The organism is Pseudomonas sp. F-14 TE3623 (assembly GCF_053629015.1).
The window spans coordinates 5,881,413-5,903,139 of record NZ_JBRJHM010000001.1; the positions used below are offsets into that span (position 1 = coordinate 5,881,413).

22 protein-coding genes are annotated in these 21,727 nt (G+C 58.3%); 12 read left to right on the plus strand and 10 right to left on the minus strand.

Annotated features, from left to right (window positions below):
• The first annotated feature begins 59 nt into the window (after positions 1-59).
• Entirely contained in the window at positions 60-1,424 is a 1,365-nt protein-coding gene (locus tag AB7M29_RS27285) for an HlyD family type I secretion periplasmic adaptor subunit (protein ID WP_123494640.1), read from the plus strand.
• Positions 1,425-1,562: 138 nt separating this feature from the next.
• Here the strand turns inward: AB7M29_RS27285 and AB7M29_RS27290 are convergent, their stop codons facing one another.
• Both AB7M29_RS27290 and AB7M29_RS27295 read right to left on the minus strand, forming a co-directional pair.
• A complete protein-coding gene (locus AB7M29_RS27290; RefSeq protein WP_217854205.1) occupies positions 1,563-2,159 on the minus strand; it encodes a tRNA-uridine aminocarboxypropyltransferase in 597 nt (198 codons plus the stop codon).
• 4 nt (positions 2,160-2,163) lie between these two features.
• A complete protein-coding gene (locus AB7M29_RS27295) occupies positions 2,164-3,057 on the minus strand; it encodes a LysR family transcriptional regulator (protein ID WP_448724977.1) in 894 nt (297 codons plus the stop codon).
• 405 nt (positions 3,058-3,462) lie between these two features.
• On the opposite strand from AB7M29_RS27295, the gene speB reads away from it, so the two are divergent.
• The 5 genes from speB to AB7M29_RS27320 all read left to right on the plus strand — a co-directional run bounded on the left by speB (position 3,463) and on the right by AB7M29_RS27320 (position 8,448).
• Positions 3,463-4,413, plus strand: coding sequence for an agmatinase (gene speB, locus AB7M29_RS27300; protein WP_030131905.1), 951 nt, complete (start codon positions 3,463-3,465; stop codon positions 4,411-4,413).
• Between the two features lie 9 nt (positions 4,414-4,422).
• Entirely contained in the window at positions 4,423-4,845 is a 423-nt protein-coding gene (locus AB7M29_RS27305) for a YybH family protein (protein ID WP_448110412.1), read from the plus strand.
• Between the two features lie 54 nt (positions 4,846-4,899).
• Entirely contained in the window at positions 4,900-6,411 is a 1,512-nt protein-coding gene (locus tag AB7M29_RS27310; protein ID WP_217854208.1) for a purine-cytosine permease family protein, read from the plus strand.
• A 164-nt stretch (positions 6,412-6,575) separates the two neighbouring features.
• Complete coding sequence (locus tag AB7M29_RS27315) at positions 6,576-7,955, plus strand: sodium:solute symporter (protein WP_454248432.1); 1,380 nt, start codon at positions 6,576-6,578, stop codon at positions 7,953-7,955.
• A 241-nt stretch (positions 7,956-8,196) separates the two neighbouring features.
• Positions 8,197-8,448 carry a phosphopantetheine-binding protein gene (locus AB7M29_RS27320; protein WP_454248433.1) on the plus strand — a complete coding sequence of 84 codons (252 nt, stop codon included), beginning with the start codon at positions 8,197-8,199 and terminating at the stop codon, positions 8,446-8,448.
• 205 nt (positions 8,449-8,653) lie between these two features.
• Here AB7M29_RS27320 and AB7M29_RS27325 read toward each other — a convergent pair whose 3' ends face one another.
• Complete coding sequence (locus AB7M29_RS27325) at positions 8,654-8,785, minus strand: PA1414 family protein (RefSeq protein ID WP_454248434.1); 132 nt, start codon at positions 8,783-8,785, stop codon at positions 8,654-8,656.
• Between the two features lie 139 nt (positions 8,786-8,924).
• On the minus strand, positions 8,925-9,818 hold the full coding sequence (ptrR, locus tag AB7M29_RS27330; protein WP_052964911.1) for a putrescine utilization regulator PtrR: 894 nt from the start codon (positions 9,816-9,818) through the stop codon (positions 8,925-8,927).
• Positions 9,819-9,922: 104 nt separating this feature from the next.
• On the opposite strand from ptrR, the gene AB7M29_RS27335 reads away from it, so the two are divergent.
• Positions 9,923-11,113, plus strand: coding sequence for an MFS transporter (locus AB7M29_RS27335; protein WP_217854210.1), 1,191 nt, complete (start codon positions 9,923-9,925; stop codon positions 11,111-11,113).
• Here the strand turns inward: AB7M29_RS27335 and AB7M29_RS27340 are convergent.
• Both AB7M29_RS27340 and AB7M29_RS27345 read right to left on the minus strand, forming a co-directional pair.
• The gene (locus tag AB7M29_RS27340; protein ID WP_454248435.1) at positions 11,049-11,981 is read right to left on the minus strand and encodes a DMT family transporter; all 933 of its coding nucleotides are present in this window, start codon (positions 11,979-11,981) and stop codon (positions 11,049-11,051) included. The genes AB7M29_RS27335 and AB7M29_RS27340 overlap by 65 nt on opposite strands.
• A gap of 282 nt (positions 11,982-12,263) precedes the next feature.
• Entirely contained in the window at positions 12,264-13,100 is an 837-nt protein-coding gene (locus AB7M29_RS27345; RefSeq protein WP_030131899.1) for a CvfB family protein, read from the minus strand.
• Here AB7M29_RS27345 and AB7M29_RS27350 point away from each other — a divergent pair.
• The 4 genes from AB7M29_RS27350 (at position 13,099) to AB7M29_RS27365 (ending at position 15,514) form a co-directional block, all read left to right on the plus strand.
• Complete coding sequence (locus AB7M29_RS27350; protein ID WP_454248436.1) at positions 13,099-13,311, plus strand: hypothetical protein; 213 nt, start codon at positions 13,099-13,101, stop codon at positions 13,309-13,311. The two genes, AB7M29_RS27345 and AB7M29_RS27350, sit on opposite strands and share 2 nt — an antisense overlap.
• 140 nt (positions 13,312-13,451) lie before the next feature.
• The gene (locus tag AB7M29_RS27355; RefSeq protein WP_017337097.1) at positions 13,452-13,640 is read left to right on the plus strand and encodes a hypothetical protein; all 189 of its coding nucleotides are present in this window, start codon (positions 13,452-13,454) and stop codon (positions 13,638-13,640) included.
• A gap of 210 nt (positions 13,641-13,850) precedes the next feature.
• The gene (locus AB7M29_RS27360) at positions 13,851-14,567 is read left to right on the plus strand and encodes a TorF family putative porin (protein ID WP_217854213.1); all 717 of its coding nucleotides are present in this window, start codon (positions 13,851-13,853) and stop codon (positions 14,565-14,567) included.
• Between the two features lie 77 nt (positions 14,568-14,644).
• Positions 14,645-15,514 (plus strand): DUF6279 family lipoprotein, encoded by an 870-nt coding sequence (locus tag AB7M29_RS27365; protein ID WP_217854214.1) that lies wholly within the window; start codon positions 14,645-14,647, stop codon positions 15,512-15,514.
• 125 nt (positions 15,515-15,639) lie between these two features.
• Here the strand turns inward: AB7M29_RS27365 and AB7M29_RS27370 are convergent, their stop codons facing one another.
• Positions 15,640-16,032, minus strand: coding sequence for a hypothetical protein (locus tag AB7M29_RS27370; RefSeq protein WP_052964917.1), 393 nt, complete (start codon positions 16,030-16,032; stop codon positions 15,640-15,642).
• Between the two features lie 201 nt (positions 16,033-16,233).
• On the opposite strand from AB7M29_RS27370, the gene AB7M29_RS27375 reads away from it, so the two are divergent.
• The gene (locus AB7M29_RS27375; protein WP_454248437.1) at positions 16,234-16,968 is read left to right on the plus strand and encodes a DUF899 domain-containing protein; all 735 of its coding nucleotides are present in this window, start codon (positions 16,234-16,236) and stop codon (positions 16,966-16,968) included.
• 75 nt (positions 16,969-17,043) lie between these two features.
• Here the strand turns inward: AB7M29_RS27375 and AB7M29_RS27380 are convergent, their stop codons facing one another.
• Genes AB7M29_RS27380 through AB7M29_RS27390 form a run of 3 tightly spaced genes read right to left on the minus strand, consistent with a single transcriptional unit; the run spans position 17,044 to position 21,164 of the window.
• Complete coding sequence (locus AB7M29_RS27380) at positions 17,044-18,201, minus strand: MFS transporter (protein WP_217854217.1); 1,158 nt, start codon at positions 18,199-18,201, stop codon at positions 17,044-17,046.
• A 48-nt stretch (positions 18,202-18,249) separates the two neighbouring features.
• A complete protein-coding gene (locus AB7M29_RS27385; protein WP_454248438.1) occupies positions 18,250-18,435 on the minus strand; it encodes a hypothetical protein in 186 nt (61 codons plus the stop codon).
• Positions 18,399-21,164, minus strand: coding sequence for an aldehyde dehydrogenase family protein (locus AB7M29_RS27390; protein WP_454248439.1), 2,766 nt, complete (start codon positions 21,162-21,164; stop codon positions 18,399-18,401). Before AB7M29_RS27390 ends, AB7M29_RS27385 begins: the two co-directional genes overlap by 37 nt.
• Between the last annotated feature and the right edge of the window lie 563 nt (positions 21,165-21,727).

A 21,727-nucleotide genomic window follows, 5' to 3' on the forward strand; every position in this document is an offset into this window, starting at 1 on the left:
CGATGCCCTCGCCACAGGTTTGTATTCGGCTTTATTTCTCTAACTGACGGGTATTGCCCATGTCTGCTCAAACCCCGGATTCTGCGGCCCGAAGCTACCTCGGCAGTTTCAGCAAAAGTGCCGAAAGCGAATTCATGCCGGAAACCGCCGGCGCCTCGTTGCAGGATTCGCCGCGCTGGTCGCGGATCACCGTGTGGCTGGCGGCGGCGCTGCTGATCACCTCGCTGGTCTGGGCCAAATTCGCCGTGTTGCAGGAAGTCACCACGGGTGAAGGCAAGGCGATTCCGTCGAGCAAGATTCAGGTGATCCAGAACCTGGAGGGCGGCATCGTCACCGAAATCTTCGTGCGCGAAGGGCAAATGGTGAACAAGGGCGACACCTTGCTGCGCCTGGATGACACGCGTTTTCTGTCGAACAAAGGTGAAAGCGAAGCGGACCGTTATGCACTGACCGCGCAGGTCGAACGGCTGTCGGCCGAAGCGGAAGGCCGGCCGTTCAAGCTGTCCGCGGAAGTCATCGCCAAGGCGCCGCAAGTGGCCGAGGACGAACGCTCGCTGTACGAACAACGTCAGCGCCGACTGGCCAGCGAACAGCGCACGCTGACCGAACAACTTCGACAGAAAACCCAGGAGCTGGCGGAATTCCGCTCCAAACAGGGGCAGTTCAGTTCCAGCCTGGCCCTGCTGCAACAAGAGATGAACATGTCTGCGCCGCTGGTGGGCACCGGGGCGGTTTCGCCGGTGGAGATCCTGCGGCTCAAACGCAGCGCGGTGGAAATCCGCGGTTCGCTGAACGCCACGACCCTGGCGATTCCCCGGGCGGAATCGGCAATCAATGAGATCAAAAGCAAGATCGACGAATCCGAACAATCCTTCCGTTCAGACGCGGCAAAAGAGCTGAATGAGAAACGCACTGACCTGTCGAAAATCACTGCCTCGAGCATCGCTATCGACGACCGGGTGACGCGCACCACCGTGGTGTCGCCGGTTCACGGCATTATCAAAATGCTGAAGGTCAACACCATCGGCGGCGTGGTCCAGCCGGGCAACGACATGGTGGAAATCGTGCCGCTGGAAGACAACCTGCTGATCGAAGCCAAGGTCCGTCCTCAAGACGTGGCGTTCCTGCACCCGGGCCAGAAAGCCATGGTCAAGTTCAGCGCTTACGACTACACGATTTACGGCGGGTTGAGTGCGAAGCTGGAGTTGATTGGCGCGGACACCATCACCGATGACAAGGGCAACAGCTTTTATCTGATTCAGGTGCGCACCGACAAGAATCACTTGGGCGGGGATGCGAAACCGCTGCTGATCATTCCGGGGATGGTGGCGACGGTGGACATTATTACCGGGGAGAAAAGCGTGCTGGATTATTTGCTTAAACCGGTATTGAAAGCGCGGACTGAGGCGATGCGGGAAAGGTAGTCTTTGTTGGGATTATCTGTGATTGATCTACCGCTTTCGCGAGCAAGCCCGCTCCCACATTTGATCGCTTTTCTCCTGAAGAAACCCGGTCCAATGTGGGAGCGGGCTTGCTCGCGAAGAGGCCGGCATAAACAACAACTATTTCGGCCCATGATTACGCTGAAAAACCTCCTCCCCCATCGCCGCAATCTGCCCCTCGATCAACGCCTCGAATGGCTTCAACAACAGCTCAAAACTGACCGATGACTCAAGCGTCTGCAACGCCTGCACAATCGCCTCCACCGTCGACAACGCCCCCGGCCCCGGAGCCTTGCGCAGGCGATAACGCGACACCCCGCCCTCGGCCAATGTCACTCTGGGCAACGCCGCCAACAACGGATTGAGGTGCAGCATTTTACGCGCCTTGCGCCAGGTGCCGTCCGGAACCACCAGCAGCAGCGGCTCATCATTAGCGGTGTAGGCCTGCATTGGCTGCGCCTCCTCACCGGGAAACAGTAGCCGCGCTTGATAGCCCGGCTGATTCAACAGCGTCGGCAAATCCTCGAACACCTCACCCACAATCAACTCGGCATTCTTCAACCCCAGCGCAGCCAATCGCGCTGTGTTCAGCGCGTGGTTCACTTCGCTTGGATGCTGAAGCAGCAACACCCGAGTGCGACTGTCGAGGCTCGGGATCAGCGGGCACAGACAATGGGTTTGCGGGCGTAGACAGCGTGGGCATTGGATTCTGGACATTTTCTTAAGCCTGATTGAGCTGCGCTTTGAGCAGGTCGCGAAAGGTCTGGATCAGCGGTTCGCGGCTGCGGCCACGGCGCACGATCATCGAGAACGGTGCCTGATAACCGAATGTCGCTGGCAGTAGCACGCGTAAATCACCTTTGTCGGCCCAAGCCTGGGCGTAGTGTTCCGGCAGGTAACCGATGTAGGCGCCGGACAGCACCAGAATCAGCTGGGCCTCCATACTTTCCACCGTCGCCGCGCTGTGTTTGAAACCATGGCGCGCCAGTTCGGCCTGGCTCCAATAGCCGCGACCGACCATGCGCTGTTGGGTGATGACTTGCTCGGGGATGCGCCGCTCGGTGAACAGCGGGTGGCGACTGCTGCAATACAGCCAGTGTTGCTCACGGTACAGCGGCATGTAGACCAGACCGCTCATGCGCGTGGAAAAGGCACCGATGGCCAGGTCGAGGCGGTTGTCCTGCACGCCGAGTTGCAGTTCGTAGGGGCTCATGACCGACAGATGCAAGTGCACCGCCGGGTGTTCCTGAGTGTAGGCACCGATGGCTTCGGCGAACGGCAAGGCCTTGTCGCTGACGGTGGAGTCGATCACGCCGAGGTTCAAGGTTCCGCGCAGCTCGCCCTTGAGGGCGGCGGCGTATTGTTCAAAACCTTCGAGTTCCGCCAATAGACGCAGGGTTTCCTGATGGAACAGCTCGCCCTTGCTGGTCAGGCTGAAACCACCGCGACCGCGATGGCAAAGCACCAGGCCCAGGGCCGCTTCGAGCTGGCTCATGTAAGTGCTGATGGCCGAGGTCGAGAGGTTGAGTTCTTGCTGGGCGTTGGCGAACCCCTGATGGCGGACCACGCTGACGAAGATGCGCAATAGTTTCAGGTCGGGTAAAGCGTTGGCCATTGGATGCTCCGAAGTGCCAGGGAACGCGGTTTTTTGGTGACTATGGGAGATCACTGTGGCGAGGGGGCTTGCCCCCGTTGAGTTGCGCAGCAGCCCCAAAACCATTCACCCCCGGTGTATCAGACAGAACGCAGCGCGCCGGTTTACGACTGCTGCGCAGCCGAACGGGGCGGTGCGGCGGTCCGACAAGCCCCCTCACCACAAAAGCTCCCTCACCACAGGGGTTCTGTATTACGGCAAGTCTATCTCCGCCCTCGTCATTAGTTTAGAAAAATCTGAACTAAGTATTTGCCCGTAGCGATTCTTCCCGGTCACTACATTTCGCAGAATCGGCCCACAGCGGTGCCCGTCTCTCCCCGAGCGTGCAGCCGACATAAATAAAACAACGACGATGAGGCCTTACCCGTGGACAAGATTCTTCACCAACCACTGGGCGGCAACGAAATGCCGCGCTTCGGCGGCATCGCCACCATGCTGCGACTCCCCCATTTGCCATCTGCTGCTGGCCTGGACGCTGCCTTTATCGGCATCCCGCTGGACATCGGCACTTCCCTGCGCCCCGGCACCCGTTTTGGGCCGCGTGAAATCCGCGCTGAATCGGTGATGATCCGCCCGTACAACATGGCCACCGGCGCCGCACCGTTCGATTCGCTGTCGGTTGCCGACATCGGTGACGTGGCGATCAACACGTTCAACCTGCTGGACGCCGTGCGGATCATCGAAGAGGCCTACGACAATATCCTCGAACACGACGTGATCCCCCTGACCCTCGGCGGCGATCACACCATCACCCTGCCGATTCTGCGTGCCATCCATAAAAAGCACGGCAAGGTCGGCCTGGTGCACATCGACGCCCACGCCGATGTGAACGATCACATGTTCGGCGAGAAAATCGCCCATGGCACCACCTTCCGTCGCGCCGTAGAAGAAGGCCTTCTGGATTGCGACCGTGTGGTGCAAATTGGCCTGCGCGCTCAGGGTTACACCGCTGATGACTTCAACTGGAGCCGCAATCAAGGCTTCCGTGTGGTTCAGGCGGAAGAATGCTGGCACAAATCCCTGGCACCGCTGATGGCCGAAGTGCGCGAGAAAGTCGGCGGCGGTCCGGTGTATTTGAGTTTCGATATCGACGGAATCGACCCGGCCTGGGCACCAGGCACTGGCACCCCGGAAATTGGCGGTCTGACGACCATTCAGGCGATCGAAATCGTGCGCGGCTGCCAAGGCCTCGATCTGGTCGGTTGCGATCTGGTAGAAGTCTCGCCAGCGTACGACACCACCGGTAACACCTCGCTGTTGGGCGCCAACCTGCTGTACGAAATGCTCTGCGTACTGCCGGGTGTGGTCCATCGCTGAGGATCGGTCATGAACGAACGTGATCAGGTACTCAACGCCGCCGCAGAACTGGTGTCGGCCTTTGCCCGTAACGATCGCGAAGCTTACTTCGGCGCATTCAGCGTTGATGCCAGCTTCGTGTTCTACACCCTCGAGCAGCCCCTGCTGTCGCGCGATGCCTATCAGGCGTTGTGGGACACCTGGCGCGCCGAGGACGGCTTCGAGGTGCTGTCATGCACCTCGAGCAACGCCTTCGTCAGCCTGCAGGGTGACGTGGCGATTTTCATCCATGACGTGGCCACCGAGCTGCGCATGCAAGGGGAGCAACACTTCAGCCAGGAGCGCGAGACGATTGTTTTCAAAAAACAGACGTCTGGCCAAGAACAACAAGGCCTATGGCTGGCCTGCCACGAACATTTGTCCGCAATGCCGGAAGGGCTGCCACCCCCTTAGCCAAACAGGTGACGCTCACGCACGATGAGCGCGCCTTTATGATCGGAGCAGATCATGAATAACAACAACAAAGAAAAAAGCCTTAGCAGCATCGAAACAAACGGGGTCGAACAGATCCCGGATCATGAGCGCGACGCCAGACCCAGCGACCTGTTTCGCCTGATCTTCGGCGGCGCCAATACCTTTGCCACAGCGGTGCTCGGCAGTTTTCCCGTGCTGTTCGGCCTGTCCTTCCAGGCGGGCGTGTGGGCGATTGTGCTGGGCGTGGTAATCGGGGCGCTGATCCTAGCGCCGATGGGCCTGTTCGGGCCGATCAATGGCACCAATAACGCTGTGTCCTCCGGCGCCCACTTCGGCGTGCACGGACGGATCGTCGGTTCGTTTCTGTCGCTGCTGACCGCCATTGCCTTCTTCTCGCTCTCGGTATGGAGTTCGGGCGATGCGTTGATCGGTGGCGCGAAACGCCTGATCGGCATCCCGGAAACCGACCTGACACTGGGCCTGGCTTACGGTCTGTTCGCGATCCTGGTACTGACCGTGTGCATCTACGGCTTCCGCTTCATGCTGTGGGTCAATCGCATCGCTGTGTGGGCCGCCAGCCTGCTGTTCCTGCTCGGCATCTTCGCGTTCGCCCCGACCTTCGACAGCCAGTTCGCCGGTACCGTCGCCATAGGGCAGGCCGGTTTCTGGGCCGCCTTCATCGGTGCCGCGCTGGTCGCCATGAGCAACCCGATTTCCTTCGGTGCATTCCTTGGCGACTGGTCGCGGTACATCCCGCGTGAAACCCCGAAGGGTCGCATCATGCTGGCGGTGATTGCTGCGCAACTTGCCACGTTGATCCCGTTCCTGTTCGGCCTCGCCACGGCCACCATCGTGGCGATCAAGGCACCGGACTACATCGCGGCCAACAACTACGTCGGCGGTCTGCTGGCAGTGTCGCCGAGCTGGTTCTTCCTGCCGGTGTGCCTGATTGCGGTGATCGGCGGCATGTCCACCGGCACCACCTCGCTGTATGGCACCGGGCTGGACATGTCCAGCGTGTTTCCGCGGGTGCTGTCGCGGGTCAAGGCAACACTGCTGATCGGCGTGATGTCGATTGCCTTCATCTTCATCGGGCGCTTTGCGGCGAATCTGGTGCAGAGCGTGTCGACCTTCGCCGTGCTGATCATCACCTGCACCACCCCGTGGATGGTGATCATGATCATCGGCCTGCTGGTACGTCGCGGTTTCTACTGCCCGGATGACCTGCAAGTGTTCACCCGTGGCGAGAAAGGTGGCCGTTACTGGTTCACTCACGGCTGGAACTGGCGTGGCCTGGGTGCCTGGATCCCGAGCGCGCTGGTGGGTTTGTGCTTTGTGAACCTGCCGGGGCAGTTTGTCGGGCCACTCGGGAATCTGGCGGGCGGGATCGACATCAGCCTGCCGGTGACCCTCGGCCTGGCCTCGCTGGTGTACCTGACGCTGCTGAACCTGTTCCCGGAACCGCGGGAAGTGTTTGGCCTGGAGGATGTTCGTAGCCACGGCGCCAGCACCACGGCGAAGCCTGAGCTACGTCAGCCCGCCTGACACTGATCCACCTGTGGGAGCGGGCTTGCTCGCGAAGACTGCGGTACATCCAACAATGATGTGACTGACAGACCGCTTTCGCGAGCAAGCCCGCTCCCACAGAGAGTTTGCCCCACAGAATCGACTTTGTTTCACAATAAAAAGACAATCGGAGACACGCCATCATGGCTTTGGATTTATTCGTCGTTCTCATTTACGCCGCCGCAATGCTGGTGCTCGGCTACTACGGCATGCGCAAGGCCAAGACCCACGAAGACTATTTGGTCGCCGGTCGTAACCTCGGCCCTGGTCTCTACATGGGCACCATGGCCGCTACCGTTCTGGGTGGCGCATCCACCGTCGGCACCGTGCGCCTGGGCTATGTTCATGGCATCTCCGGTTTCTGGCTGTGTGCTGCACTGGGCTGCGGCATCGTGGCGCTGAACCTGTTCCTCGCCAAACCGCTGCTGAAGCTGAAGGTATTCACCGTTACCCAGGTGCTGGAAAAGCGCTACAACCCAATGGCGCGTACCGCGAGCGCAACCATCATGCTGGCTTATGCATTGATGATCGGTGTGACCTCGATCCTGGCGATCGGCACCGTACTGCAAGTGCTTTTCGGTCTGCCGTTCTGGCTCTCGGTGCTGCTGGGTGGCGGTGTGGTGGTGATTTACTCGACCATCGGTGGCATGTGGTCCCTGACCCTGACCGACATCGTCCAGTTCGGTATCCAGACCGTGGGTCTGATGTTCCTGTTGCTGCCGATCTGCCTGTACCGGGTCGGTGGCTGGGATCAACTGGTTGCGCAATTGCCGGCCGCCAGCTTCAACTTCACCAGCATCGGCTGGGACACCATCATCACCTACTTCCTGATCTACTTCTTTGGCATCCTGATCGGTCAAGACATCTGGCAACGAGTGTTCACCGCACGAAGCGAGAAAGTCGCCAGGTACGCCGGTACGTCTGCCGGGATCTACTGCATTGTCTATGGCCTGGTGTGCGCGCTGATCGGCATGGCTGCTCATGTGCTGATTCCGGATCTGGACAACGTCAACAATGCCTTTGCCGCCATCGTCAAAGTGTCCCTGCCGGACGGTATCCGCGGCCTGGTGATCGCTGCTGCACTGGCGGCCATGATGTCCACCGCCAGCGCCGGCCTGCTCGCCGCATCCACCACCCTGACCGAAGACCTGCTGCCGAAACTGCGTGGCGGCAAACAATCGAACGTGAGCGTCAATCGCCTGTTTACCCTGTTGACTGGCATCGCGGTACTGGGCATCGCGCTGGTGGTCAATGATGTGATCAGCGCACTGACCCTGGCCTACAACCTGTTGGTGGGCGGCATGCTGATCCCGCTGATGGGGGCGATCTACTGGAAACGCGCCACGACCGCTGGTGCGATCACCAGTATGGCGCTGGGCTTCATCACCGCGCTGGTGTTCATGTTCAAGGATGGAATGGACGCCAACACCCCGATCTACTACAGCCTCGGCGTGGGCCTGGTGAGTTTCGTGGCGGTCAGCTTGCTGTCCCGTCGCCCGGCTGCGGTGGCGCGCGCGATCTAAGCTTTCTATAACGACTTGATGCTTTCTTCGACGGGTGCGGCGTCGGTTGCCACACCCGTTTTTTTCGCCTGAAGGAATCTATCCGCGAAGATCGTCAGCCGCGATCGGTGGTTGGAGGTGAGGCGACGGGTTCGATCGTTTGCACGCTGGCTACGATGAGACGAGTGGCAGCGCTGACACGCCTGAAGCCTGCTGTACTCAGCGCCAGGGACAACAACAATAACGCCCTCGAAGAACAACCATGACCAAAGACGCCGTTCGTACAGCCGTGCATCGCCTTATCAGCCGCCTGCTGGAAAATCAGGATGATTTCGACGACAACTCCAACCTGGTGCAGTTGGGGCTGGATAAAGAGGATATCCAAGAGCTGGTCTTCCATCTGGAAGATCAGCTGGGATTGACAGCGTTTACCGCCGAAGAAGACCGGATGCTCAAGACTGCGACAACCGTCGACGACTTGAGCCGGTTTTTGATTGAGATTGGGCGGTATTGAGATGGGTTGCCACATGCATCTTTTGCGGCAGATGCAGTTACCTGTGGCGAGGGGGCTTGTCCCCGTTGGGCCGCGGAGCGACCCCAAAACCATTCAGCCTGGTTGAATCAGATAGACCTCGTCAGCAGATTCTACGACTGCTTCGCAGCCGAACGGGGGCAAGCCCCCTCGCCACGGCAAGCCCGTTTGCCAAATAGATCCAGGCTTACCGGCGGCGTTGCTGCTGGCTGCGACGTTGTTCGTCGTCAGTGCGAATAGGCACGGGTTGCAGAGGCGGTTCGATCAAACCGAGTGCGACGCCCAGGTCATGCAGCCAGTTTTGGATTTTCTCTTTCATGGTGCCCCCTTCAGGGTAGTGCCGAGCGGCCGAAGTTCTGTAGCCCCTTCGCACTGATAATAGTCCGAAGTCCTACGCAATGCTCGTCCAACATCGCAATGATCTGTTACTGAATTGATCCAAATCCTTGCACGCCCGTTCAAGCAAATGCCTGGGCCTGAATCGCTGCCGACGGATACACCGCCTGCTGCTGCTCGATCCACGCATTCAGGTTGGCGCCGACCATGCCCTTGCGCCACATCAACCAGGTGGTCGCGCTGGCGAACGGCTCGGCCAACGGGTGCACTGCCACGCTTTCGCGCCCCGGCAGGCTGGCAAGCATCGACTCCGACATCAGCGCCACGCCGGAGCCGGCGATCACGCAGGCGAGCATTCCCGGATAAGACTCGATCTCCATGGCCCGGCCCATGGCCGCGTGATCATGGGCGAACCAGGCTTCCAGACGCATCCGGTAGGAACAGCCCTGCCGAAACGTAAACACCGAACGCCCTTCGACATCCAGCGCGCTGCGTACTGGCGAATGATCGGCCTCGCTGATCAACACCAGCCGTTCGTCGCACAACGGCACGCCGTCGAGCCCGGCCAGTTCCAGCGGGCCGTCCACCAGCGCCGCATCGAGGCGTCCGGTGAGCAGACCTTCGAGCAATTCGCCGCTGGGCCCCGACTGCACTTGCAGGTTTACCGCCGGATAGCTGCGGTGATAGCGCGCCAACAGCTCTGGCAAGTGAATGGCAGCGGTGCTGTACATGGTGCCAAGCACGAAATCCCCGGCCGGTTGCCCGCCCTGCACCGCCGCGTGGGCTTCGTCGTGCAAGGCGAACAGTTTGGCGGTGTAGTCCAAGAGGACTTTTCCCGCAGGTGACAACTGCAAACGCTGACGCTCGCGTACGAACAATTCGACACCGAGTTGCTCTTCGAGCTGCTTGAGCCGGGTCGACAGGTTGGACGGCACACGATGCAGGCGTTCAGCAGCGCGGGTAATGGAGCCCTCCTCCGCCACCGCCTGGAAAATCCGCAATTGGCTGAATTCCACTCCATTCTCCAAATCAGAACAAGTTGCTCACTATTATTCATTTTTAAAGAAAGTCAATCAGTCCTAGCCTGACGGTCATTGATCCTCGAAACGGAACTCAGACTATGTCCCCTCTGATTCGCTTAACCGCCAGTTTCATCGCGCTGATGATGGCCATGGGCATCGGGCGTTTCGCCCTGACCCCGCAACTGCCGCACTTGCTCAGCGAAGGCCAGATCGACCTGACCGCCGCCGGTCTGATTGCCGCCGCCAACTACCTCGGCTACTTCGTCGGCGCGGTGGACGCGATGTTCGCCCGTCGCCCCGACCAGGTTCGCCGGCGCCTGCTCGGCGGTTTGTGGCTCTGTGTTTTGCTGACCCTTGCCTCGTTCTGGGCCGACGGGTTCTGGGCGCATCTGGTGCTGCGTTTCGGCACGGGCGTGGCCAGCGCCTGGGTGTTGGTGATGATTACCGCATTGAGCCAACCGCTGGCAGCGGCGGCCGGTCGTCCGCGGCTCGGCGCACTGGTATTTGCCGGGCCGGGGCTGGGGATTTTTCTGACAGGATTATTGGCCTTGGGCTCGAACCTGCTGGGTCAGACGTCCGCGACCTTGTGGCTGGTGTATGCCGGTGTCGGACTGGTGATGCTGCTGGGGATTCTGCCGTTCCTGCCGCAACCGGCCAGCCCTTCCACTGCGACACCGCCTGCCGTTACATCGGGCCCCCAAGATGTCGGACGTTTACCGGTGATCTATGGGTTGTACGGTTTGGGCTACATCATCCCGGCCACTTTCCTCTCACAGATGGCCAGCGCGCAGTTCCATGGCCAATGGCAAGCCGATCTGTTCTGGCCATGCTTCGGCCTGGCGGCAGCAATCGGGGTGGTCTTGGTGAGCCTGCGTCGGCACAACCCGAACGCCACCCGCCATTGGCTGATGGCAACGTTGTGGTTGCAGGCGGCCGGGGTCTTCGCCTGCCTGTTGGGCAGCGGTGCCGGCCTGGCGTTGGGGGTGATCCTGTGTGGCGGGCCGTTCCTGGCCTGCATGCAACTGGTGATGCAGCGCTCCCGGGAACTGGCGCCCCATGCCACCCAGCGCAACGCCGGGCTGCTGACCGCGTGCTTCGCCGTGGGCCAGCTCAGCGGGCCGTTGCTGGCAGCGCTGAGCAGCCATTTCAGCGGTGGATTGCAACCGGCGCTGGTAATCGCCGGTAGCGGTTTGCTCATCGCAGGAGGCCTGTTGCTGAGCCCGGTCAGGGTTGCCCAAGTGCTTTGCGCAAACGACGGCGGACCCACTGTTCTGCGCTCACAAAAGTGATCCCGAGCAGAACCAGCACCGCGCCGATCACAAAGTTGAGGCTCAGTTCTTCGCCCAGCAGCACCACGCCGAACGTGACGCCGAACAATGGCGTCATGAACGAAAACACCGCCAGGTTCGCTGCCAGATAACGACGCAGCAACCAGAACCAGGTCAGGTAACTGAAAAACGACACCACCAATCCCTGGAACAACACGCTGGCCACGGCAACGGTGGTCAGGCTGACATGGGCGACCTGCCCGCTGAGGATCGCGATCAACAGCAGGCCAACAAAGCCGACGATCAGTTGATAAAACAGCGTCAGGGTCACCGGTGCTTCCGACAGACGCGAGGCGCGCACCACCACAGTGGTCGCGCCCCACGACGCGCCGGCCAGCACGCCCAACGCATCACCCATCAGCATGCGTTGATCGAGGTTGTCCCACGACACGCCACCGGCAAACGCAATGGCAATGCCGACGAAGGCAAGAAAAATCCCCAGCCACTGCACCGGTCTTAAACGCTCACTCGGCAGCAGCCAATGCACGCCCAACGCGGTGAAGATCGGCGCGGTGTAGAGGAACACCGACATGTGCGCCGCCGTGGTCAGTTGCAAGCCTTCGGAAATGAAGAAGAACTCCAGGCTAAACAACGCACCCGCCAGCAAACCGCCGCGCCAGGTATTACCGACCTGATCCCAACCGCCCTTCCAGCAGATCAACAATCCTACGAGCAACGCGGAAATACCCGACCGCCCCGCCGCCTGCATGACCGGCGCAATGTCGGGCGCGGCCCACTTGATCATCACCTGTTGCACACCCCAGATCAGGCACAACCCGACCATTACTTGCAGGGCAAACCCATCGGCGCTACGCCGGGTGGCGCTCACCGGAACACCTCGACAACACAATCCATGGCAGTGACTCGACAGTAAAAGCAAAGCCCCGGACTTCTGGCTGAACAGAGGTGCCGAGGCGAAAAATTATGCTGCCGATTATTAACCAGATGGACAGAAAAAGGTGTCTGCAAAAGACCTTTAAATCGCCGCTTGCGTCATATGGCGGTCGCGTCCTCTCTGTAGGCGCTGCCGCAGGCTGCGATCTTTTGCCTGTAAAAGATCAAGATCAAAAGATCGCAGCCTGCGGCAGCTCCTACAGGGGCCGGCGTAAGGTCAGCTGAGTTCGATACGATCAGCGTGAATGACGATCTGGCCGTTCTTGTACAACGCACCGATGGCCTTTTTGAAGTTGCCCTTGCTGACGCCGAACATGCTGCTGATCAGCGTCGGGTCGCTCTTGTCGCTGACTGGCAGGGTGCCGTTGTTGTCGCGCAACTTGGCAAGAATCTTCGAGTTCAGACTGGTGGCAGCTTCTTCGCCCACCGGTTGCAGGCTCAGGCTGATCTTGCCGTCGGCGCGGACTTCTTTGATAAAGCCCTTCTCTTCTTTACCGGCACGCATGAACTTGAAGATTTCGTTCTTGTGGATCAGGCCCCAGTGCTTGTTGTTGATGATTGCCTTGAAGCCCATATCGGTCGCTTCGGCCACCAGCAAATCAACTTCCTGACCCGGGGTGTAATTGGCCGGAGTCTTGTCCAGGTAGCGATCCAGACGCGCCGTCGCGGTGATGCGTCGCGTGTGTTTGTCGAGGTAGACGTGCACCACGACATACTCGCCGGCCGTCATCTGGCGCTTTTCTTCGGAATACGGCAGCAGCAGATCCTTCGGCAAACCCCAATCCAGGAACACGCCGATGCTGTTGACTTCAACGACTTTCAAACTGGCGAATTCACCGACCTGAACTTTTGGCTTTTCGGTCGTAGCGATAAGTTTGTCATCGCTGTCCAGATAAATAAAAACGTTGAGCCAATCTTCATCTTCGCTGGGAATATCTTTGGGGATATAACGATTAGGCAGGAGGATTTCACCATCCGCGCCACCGTCCAGATATAAACCGAAGTTAGTGTGTTTAACCACTTGCAAACTGTTGTAGCGCCCGACTAAAGCCATGTCCAATACCCTCATTGCGTGGGCGGCATTCTACCCGGTTTTGCGGGCCGCGTTCGGCGGCCGGCCCGGTGGCGCAAGAAAATCCGTCGAAGGCCTTAATTTTCCTGGGTTTTGCCGTGCGCGTTTGGCCGCTCGTCAGGCCGTTCGGCTGTTCTTCCCCCTCGCCAGCCCATCCGAAAAACGCTTTTTCTTCACTTGGGTTCTTAGTTAAAACAGCAGCTTAGGGGAACATTGCGAATAATAACTTGCGATAAATCGTGCTGCTCCAATGTGTATTTCGGGAGGATATTTACCAAGCAATTGTCAAGTATTTCCTGTACGATGCCTGGCCAAGTTAATTTCTACAGGTTAATGGCCGCCATGCGTGTAAAAGCATCCAACAGCAAAGCAAAGCCAGCTCCAGCCGTTGAAACCAGCGAATCGATCAACAACCAGATCGCTGCGTTCCTCAAGTCCGGCGGAGAGATCCAGCAAATTGCCAAAGGCGTCAGCGGCCAGACGTTCGGCCCGTCCAAGCAGATCACGCTGGGCAAAAAGTAATTCCCCCCGCGTTAACTGGTCCGTAAGCGCTTTGAGCTTCGAAGCGCTTGGACTGGAACCCTCCCGCAATACCCAATCAAACAAATCAATATTTCAAAAATCGACGAACGGCCCTCGATGCCGAACATTCGCCGGTATGCTTGCACGTGTCTGGATCAAGCGTTTCAGCAGGTTTTCCGTACCTGCTCCTCGCTGTTCATGGAGTGACGCATGTTCAAGCCCTCTTATTTCCTGCTCGGCAGCCTGCTGTGGTGTTCGGTCGCCCCTGCACAAGTCTTCCAGCGCGAACTGGGCGACTTCGATCTCAAGCTCGCCACCACCCCCAGCCGCAGCATGGCCCAAGGTCTGGTCAAGCCCTCGACGACCGGCTCGTTCCATGGTGGCCTCGACCTGAGCCACGACAGCGGCTTCTACGTGGGTCAATGGTCCCCCAGCATGGGACTGAGCCCGTCGAGCAACCTTGAAGTCGATTCCTACATGGGCTTTAAACAGCCTTTCGATCAATCCCTCGGTTACGAAGTGGGCATGATCCAATACAGCTACCCGAAAGTGGACACCCTCGACAGCCAGGAGTTGTTCGGCGGCCTGACCCTGCTGGGCAGTCGCTTCGGCGCGGCTTTCAGCAACGACCCGGACAAACAGAACAGCACCCTTTTCGCCGACCTCAGTGGCAATCAGCCGTTCGGCATCGGGATCAGCCTGAAATACACCACCCACCAACTCAATACACCGGTATCCGTCGACGATGGGTATGTAGGCAGTTTTACCGACTGGTCAGTGAAATTGTCTCGGCCGTTCATGGGCATCGATCTGGACTTGATCTACAGTGATTCAAGCCTGAGCGGCAGCGATTGCTCCGCTTATTCCGGCCACAATACCGAGTGCGACGGCCTGGTCACGCTCAAGGCTGCACACAGTTTCTATTAATCGGCTGAACCGCCGGGCTCATCCCGCGATCACACAAGAGAACCCTTAAAGAAACCAGGTCTTCGCAAGGACTCGCCATGTCGCACTGGTTGAAACAGATCGGCGTCATCATCACCCTCAGTCTCACCGTCGCCGCGTGCAGCCGCGTGGGCCTGGCTTACCGCAATCTCGACGTGATCATTCCCTGGACGCTCAGCGACTATCTGGAAATGAACCACGAGCAAAAAGACTGGTTCAACGAGCGCCTCAAAGAACACCTAAGCTGGCACTGCACCACGCAATTGCCCGGTTACCTCGACTGGCTGGATCGTTTACAGGCTATGGTCGAAGCCAACCAGATCACCGACGCCGCGCTGCAAACCCGCACCCAGGAAGCCAAACAGGCCATCGCCGAAACCGCCCGGCAAATCACCCCGTCGGCCATCGAGTTGTTGCAGGGCCTTGATGACAAGCAAGTCGCGGAAATGAACGATGCCTTCGCCAAGGACCAGCGCAAACGTCAGGAGGCCTACCTCAAACCGTCTCTGGAGCAACAGATCAGAGAGCGGAGCAAGCGCATGGAGAAACGCCTGAATGTCTGGCTCGGACCGCTAAGCCCGAGCCAACAGCAACGGGTAGTGGCCTGGTCGAATGCCTTGGGTGATCAGAACAAACAATGGATTGCCAACCGTGCCCATTGGCAGCAGCAATTCAGCGCAGCAGTTGCGCAACGGCAGAGCCCAGAATTCCCACAACAAATCGAGACACTTCTGGTGAATCGCGAGAGTTTGTGGACGCCCGCTTACCGCGAGGCCTTCGCCAACACCGAAGCCCAGGCTCGGGCGTTGCTGGTGGACGTGATGGCCGAGAGTACGCCGGTTCAGCGTGAACGGTTGCTGCAGAAGATTGAAGGCGTACGCAAGGATTTCACTGATTTGCAATGCCTGAAAGCGGCGCGGCAGGATTAAGCGGACCACCACAATCCAATGTGGGAGCGGGCTTGCTCGCGAATGGATTTAACATTCAAAAGCCATGTCGACTGTCACACCGCATTCGCGAGCAAGCCCGCTCCCACAGGGGGTAAACGCGATCTTCAGGCAATCTGCGCCTTCGACGCCACCTCATCAAACGTCAACTCTTCCAGCGCATCCTCCTGTTCATCCAGCACCTGCCGCGGATGTTCATTCCCCGGAATGCTGCTGTCGATCAGGCTCAATAAACTCGAGCCCCTAGGCGTCAAAATGTAGTTCTCGCCATTGCCACCCTGATCTTCTGGGCGAGGCTCGATATAGCCCCGTAGCAACAGTAACTTTTCGTACTCGCCAGCCACCGTTTTCAGGTGATCCAGATTCTCAAACGGCTCACCTTTCGACGCTTGCTCTACCGCATACTGCTCGGCATAGGGTCGTGGGGTGAAACTGTGGCCAGCGCCGTTCTGCACTTCATGCAGCAAGCGTTCAAGCAAATCCCAGTTATAAGTCGTCATCCTGATCAACCTCCAGAGCCCGTGAGTGAAATGGCCTTCATAGGTTGTGACCGACAGGGAGGGCGGCCGTTCAGCCTGGTTATTTCGCCCTACCGACCGGCGGTATGTCGAATAGGGCACAGGCCAAACGACTAGGCTATGTAAGACGGTTTACCCCTCTGCACGGATCGACTTTCGCCAAAGCATGCAGGAGAAATCACCATGAACATTCAGAATCATCCGGTCGTATCCCGGGAAGAATGGCTCGCCGCCCGCAAACAACACCTGGCCCACGAAAAAGCCTTCACCAAGGAACGAGACAAACTCAGCGCCGAACGCCGCGCCCTGCCCTGGGTGAAAATCGACAAACCCTACCGCTTCCAGGGCCCCAACGGCGAACTGAGCCTGGCCGACCTGTTCGACGGTCGCAGCCAATTGATCATCTATCACTTCATGTTCGCCGCTGGCTGGGACGAAGGCTGCCCGGGTTGCTCGTTCCTGTCCGACCACATCGACGGCGCCAACCAACACCTGGCCCACCACGACGTGGCCGTGGTCGCGGTTTCCCACGCACCGTTTGCCGAGTTTCAATCCTTCAAACAGCGCATGGGCTGGAAATTCGACTGGGTGTCGTCCGAAGGCTGCGACTTCAACTACGACTTTGGCGTCTCGGCTCGAGCCGAAGACGTCGCCGCGGGAAAAGCTACCTACAACTACGAAAAAACTGACGGCGCCGAGGAAGAACTCCCAGGACTCAGCGTGTTTTATCGCAATGAAGCGGGGGAGATTTTCCATACCTATTCAACTTATGCCCGAGGTTTGGACCTGCTGGTCGGCGCCTATAACTACCTCGACCTCACGCCTAAGGGCCGTAATGAAGAGGAGATCATGGATTGGGTGAGGCATCACGATCGGTATGAGGACAAGGCCTCAGCGGGCTGCTGCCATGGGGGATAGCGCTCAGAGCCCGGGTCGCGGCTTACGCGAGCAAGCCCGCTTGCATGTTTAGACTTGAAGGGAGGACTCATCCGTTCAATCCAGCACCTTCACCCCGACCGTCCTCCTGAACAGCGGCAGCGCAAACAACACAAACAGCGCAGCCGCAGCAGACAGCGCCAACGGCAGGCCGTGGGCGCTGGTTGTCATCGCCGCGCCGCTGACCAGCGGCCCGAGCAAACTGCCTACCCCCCATAAGAACCCGGCGCTGGCATTCGCCGTGACCAGGTCCGGGCCCTTGAACCCTTCGCCGATCAAAATGATCGCCAGGGTGTAGACCCCACCGGCGACGGCCCCGAGCAACACCAGGCTTGGCCAGAGCAAGAAGGGATAGTTCATCAGCCACGGCAGGCACACACCGATTGCCAGAGAAAGCACACCGCACCCCAGGTAGATTGTCGGCCTGGCGACTTTGTCCGAGAGCCAGCCCAACGGAAACTGGAAGGCCGCGTCACCGAGCAGGATCACCGTCACCATGAGCGCAGCGAATTTGATGGCATAGCCGTGATCGGCGGCGAAAACCGGAAACATCGACAGAATCACACTATCAAAGAACGAGAAGAAGATGATGCCCATGCACAGCGCCGGAGCCACTTGAATGAAGCCCAGCACCGAGAACGTCTTGCTTTCAGAGTGTCCGTGATAGCTCATCTGTTTGGGCAAGGTGAACCAGATCATCCCTAGCGCCAAAAGATGCCCGGCAATCACCACACCGATCACCTGTGGCCCAGCGGTGCCGAACAGGGCCACCATCCCCGGCCCGAGCAGCTGGAAAATCGTAAAGCAGGTGGTGTAGATCGCAACAACCCGCCCCCTGTGGGAGTCCTCGGCGATTTCATTCACCCAGGACTCCCCCAGAATAATGATGATTCCCGCGGCCAGCCCCATCACCAACCTGGCCAAGGCGAGGCTGTACAACGTCGAGGCAAAGACCTCGACGGCGGCAATACTCAGGGCCGACAGCGTGAAACACCCCAAATAAATATGTCGGCGGCTCAATCGCTGGCAGATCCAGTCCACCACAAAGGCCGACAGCATCATGCCGGCCGCCGGCAGTGCAGACATCACGCCGATGTGCACATTCGAAGCGCCCGCCTCGTACAAGCGCAGCGCGACCACTGGCACGGTCGAACCGATACTCAACCCGACAATGGAAACCCCGAGTATCAGCGCCGCCAACAATAATTTATTCATTAATCACACCTCAGGCTTACTGCCCGTCGATAGCCGCCCCACTCACGTTCAAACCGCAACGAGATGCTCGTGGATGTCCCGTTGAGGCAACGTCGGTTTGGCAATCCGCACACCGTTCACGTACAGGCAGGACGCCGCGACCCCATGCCCGCCGTAAGGGTTGTAACCCTTCTCCACGACATGCAGATCGGTGTTATTCAGCACCGTGTCCACGTCATGTTTGCCGGACGCCACCAGGCCGTCGTGTAGCCACTGCTGCCAAACAACGACACGTACATGGAGTTGGGTGCATAGAGCGGATGTTCGAAATAGCCCGCCAACTCTGCGTCTTCGGCATAGGGTTGAACAAAGAACACCGGAGCAAAGAACTCTTTGTAGTTGCCGCCCAGCGACAATGGCCGCTCGAACACGGTCGGACGGATCAATCCGCTGATCGGATTGATCTCGCCCCCATAAGTGCAGTGTTCGCGATACTCCTTGAACATCTTCACCACTTTCAACGTGTGGTCAGGGTCGCTGTTAGGCCCGACGATGTTCTCTTTGCACGCGTAATCGCCCACATAGCCCTCGCACTTGACCAGCTCCTCGCGCAACCGACGGATGAACTCACCGTAGACCTGTCGATGCACCAGGATGCTATTGGGACCGGCACAATCCTGCCCCTGGTTGTACAACACCACCCGCAGGGCACTTTCGATAGCGGTGTCGATCGATGCATCAGCGGACACCACCAATGGGTTATGACCTGCCCCGTTGAGAATGAACAAGGTGCGCTTGAGGTAGGACTTTCTGACCTTGGTCGCGTTTTCCGGTGTACCGGTAAAAATCACCACATCGGACATCGCCGCGGTCTGGCTGACGAACGTCTCTTTATCGGCAAAAGAGATATTCAGGTTCGGAAAGAAACGCTCCAGCTGCAACGACTCCAGCAACTTTTTATAGTGCGAGTGCATCGCCGTCGGAGGCCGAAGCCAGGCTGAGTCGGCCAGCAATGAAGGAATAATGCCAAAGCAAGTCGTGGCGTAGATCGGCTGATTGAGCGGCAGGTAACTGGTGACGCAATGCACCCTGCGTTCAAAGAACGGACTGTTGAGCTCCAGGCACTTCAGAAACTCGACACACCGCTCGATCTCATCCACCGCGACGTTGTAGCACTCGAACCCCGAAAGGCTCTCGGCGATCGTCTCACTGTTGCTTCGAAGATGCTGTGCAAACGCCGCGGCACGGGCTTTTACCTCCTCGAAATCGATGGCCTCCAGCACTCGCCCGGCCTCCCGAGGCGGTTCGATCATAGCTATCGGGCGCGGAGCCTCGGAAGACTCGGTAGTGACTTGATTGACCTGCGCAACGCTCATGGTTTCACTTTCCCTGTAATGAACAGCCTGTTTGATTCGTGATTCGAGTTCCATACAAAAAGCCTGCACTCCCAGACGATTGATGTACCCGTCCAGTCGCGGCCCGCTCTCGTCGCCGAACAGGCAGGCATAAAGCATCCGATAAGCAGCGCTGTGACTGGAAACACCAACCTGATCGAAGACTTGCGTGATCTGTTCGCGAGCAACCGGTCTGCGGTGAACCGACAGTTGTTTGAACTGCTCTGAAATCCGATACAGTACCGACTCCGCACGCTCGTTGAGCAACCGCGGCTGGAAACGCGGGGCAACCCGTTCCTGGAAATAGGTAAAGGCTTTCTGTACCACGTCGGTAAAGGCGTCATCCGCAAGGATGTCCTGCCGGGTTTTGTCGTGTTTGAGCAGGTAGTGGTAAGCCGCATCAATGTCACCTGGATGGCAGGCAGTGAAGATGTTCAGCATCCGCTGGTAGCTGGAGCAACGCTTGCCATGGGTCGGTGGGCGATGGAAATAACCGACGGGGTTGTCAGCGTCTCCCTCGACCATGCGCGCATGGTCGGCCCGATAATCGTCATAAGCCTTGATTGACACTTGAGGGTGGAAACGAGTGGTGCGATAAGGATTGTTGAACATGAAATGCTGCAACGCCCCTTCGGGCATGTACTTGCTGACTTGTTCCAGAGAAAAACCGTTGCCTTTGCTTTTGGATATTTTCTTGCCGGCGATGTCGGTAAACAGCCCGTACTTCATCAGGATTGGTGCCCGCACATCCAGTACCTGGCAGATATCGCGTACCGTATTCGCCGAGTCAGTCAGGTCTTCGCCATGCATTTCAAAAGCAATATTGCGGTGAATCAGGCGCATTGCCCAATCGGCCTTCCATTGCAACTTGCAGTGACCGTCCAACACCGACGTGGTGATATCTTCGCCAATCGGCTCATCGGCGTAGTACTCCTGGGAGGTGATGCTGTACTCCTCGCCCGGTCGATTGATCAGTAGGTCTGGCGGAATCTGATAGACAATCTCCCCACGCTGCAGATCAACGTGCCGGACCACCAGATGCTCGATGACCCGCCCGGAAAAACGCGAAACAGGCATGAACATGCTGTAGCTCTTTCTGCGGGTAATTCCCAGGCGTGAGGCTACAACCTGATTGATCGCCTCCATTCGAGAGAGAAACTGCTTGATGGTCGAGTTGTAGTAACCGGATCGATAGAGCGCACTGTTTTCAATCAACTGATAGTCCAGCGCATAGGGCATCAGTGCCTGATCAAGTCGAGCGTTAATGCCTGCCGACAGACTTCCCGCCTGTTCGAAAGGGTCGGGGATATCGCACAACGGCAGCCCCAGACAATCTTGCAGGCGCTGCGGCTGAGGGAATGTTCCAGGTACTTTTCTCAGCGCGTCCAGATCGTCGGAAACAATAAACAGCCGGGTTTCTTTGCTGGATATTTTTTCAAATGCTGTTTTGACGATGCTGACGCGCAACACCTCACACAACGTTCCGATATGGGGAAGCCCAGAGGGTCCGAAACCCGCGCCAAACGCGACGACCCCATTGTTATCGGCAGTTCTTTCCTGAATTTGCCGAGCAAGACTCTTCCACCACATGCAGTGAACTCCCTGTTTGATGCATCAATAGACCCGCCCCACCCAAGAGGACGTCCCCGTTAAAAAAGGCTCAGGCAATCGCTGACTGACAGGGCAAAACGCCCGGCCCAATATCAGGAAGGCAATGGGTTCAATAACGACTTAGCGTTTTTGGAGGGGAGGAGAGAAAGTAAAAGCAAACAAAATGCTGCGACGACGGCTGTTCGCAACATGGCTATCGAAAAGGGCGACGTCCGGGCGGACACGCACAATGAATCGATGTGAACTCAATACGGAAGGAAACATGGAAGTATCAATAACCAGATATTCGCAAACGCTTTTACCAACGCACTTGCAGTGTTCGATTACAGGCAGGCAACAAAACGGTCCGAACAACCTGTCGCCCACCAACCCTTGTAAAAATGAAGCGTCCTGATCTGGTACTGATCCGTGTCGTTATTGACTCAACCTTGAGAAACAACTGACACGACAAACGGAAATAGCCTACGTCAGCCGCTTATCGGAAATCAATCCCCAGGAGCGATCAAGCTCGTTCCCACAAGGTTCCGTCGTCCTCTGTAGAT